The sequence below is a fragment of the Nocardia sp. NPDC058497 genome, from assembly GCF_042720195.1.
Taxonomy (GTDB): Bacteria; Actinomycetota; Actinomycetes; order Mycobacteriales; family Mycobacteriaceae; genus Nocardia.
In genome coordinates this window covers 1-1363 of sequence record NZ_JBHXMY010000972.1, presented here as the reverse complement: position 1 = coordinate 1363, position 1363 = coordinate 1, and the positions used below count along the sequence as shown (strand labels likewise).

Annotated in this window: 2 protein-coding genes; both read right to left on the bottom strand. The window is 63.3% G+C overall.

All coding sequences use genetic code 11. From position 1 onward, the window contains the following. The coding region (locus tag ACFWPJ_RS32960; RefSeq protein ID WP_378857455.1) for a TerD family protein at positions 1-510 on the bottom strand (510 nt) is incomplete at its 3' end. A gap of 540 nt (positions 511-1050) precedes the next feature. After that, positions 1051-1363: SAM-dependent methyltransferase (locus tag ACFWPJ_RS32955; protein WP_378857453.1), on the bottom strand; the 313-nt coding region annotated here is incomplete at its 5' end.

The following is a 1363-nucleotide window of genomic DNA, read 5'->3' as shown; positions in this document are numbered from 1 at the left end:
GACAATGACTCCATGGTCCGTGACCAACTCAGCGAAACCGCCTGCGTAGCCTTGTCCTACTGCGCGGACCTTCCAGCCAGCGCCGCGCCGATACAGCTCGATCGCGATGACGACCGACTCGTTCCGCAGGCCGTCGATCCGGTAGTTCAACAGGAGCTCACCCAGTCGGCTGTACACCGTGGCGACAGGGGCAGGGATTCTACTGAAGTCTGCATGAGCGTCGTCGAGCGTGATTACAACCCGTATCTGGGCGATATCAAGAGGAACCGCCGCCAGTGAAACAACGAGTGCATGAGGTTGTCCTGTAGCGGCGGGACGCAAGACGACGCCGGGGCCGCTGGGTTGGTTAAAGAACACGAAGTCCGCGTCGGAGCGCACCTTGCCGTGCTCGGTCACCAAGAGGCAGGACAAGTCGACGGCGGCACCGACATCGATGGTGACAACAACTTCGCCCGCGCTGAGGACAGCGTTTTGTCCTTTGACCAACTGTGGTGCCGCCGATGTCGGCATCGCCGCGATCCCTTCGTCGAGAACGATGATTACGACCAACCGTACGGCCAACCAATCGAGTTGGTCGGGCAAATGACTAGTATCCAGCGAACTTTCAGCCGTCGCCCCTCGCGCACAGCATGCTGATCACAGTTAGCTGCTTTCTGTCAGCCCCGGATGCTGCCATGCTTGAGCAGTTCCCACTGGTTGTCCGTCAGAACCCTGTATCGGTCACCGACAGTCGCCGCCACGGCTGACATGATGCCCGACGCGTCGATCTACCGGGCCATGACCGCGGAACCCGAACTGTGAGACATGTCCTAGGCGAAGAGGCCATCGTCTCGGGCGCACCGGCAGGCCGCCGGAGATCCCAGGCGCGTAGGGATTGGCTGGCCGAGACGGATCTCGCGAGCCGCAAGCCGATGCTGGCCAGCGCCGGACAAAGGCCACCATCCGGATCGCTTTGGCGCGGAGTGCACGTGGGACGGCAGAACCTGTTCCTGCGCAAACAGTTCGCCACTTACCTCGTTGACCAGCCCGCGCGGGTCGATCGTATCCAGTTCATCGGCAGCGTAGCTGCCCCACCGCGGCATAGCAGCACACAACCGGCGTAGACCACACCCTGGGACCGTCCTCGAGCCCGACAGCGACGAGGTCGGGTCGCCACAGATCGGCGGTCACCAACCCGGGCTCGAGCAGTTGCAGCGGTGCCAGCGTTTGCTCGACCTCGTCGCGGTCGCGCGGACGGTAGCCGATACCGGCTGAGGCCAATGTCGTCACCGCTGTGTCGATGTCGCGCACCCGCAGATCGGCGGCGGTATGGCTGTACACCCTCCCAGTCCCCGCCGGCAGAAGGCTGGTCAGAGAACCCGCC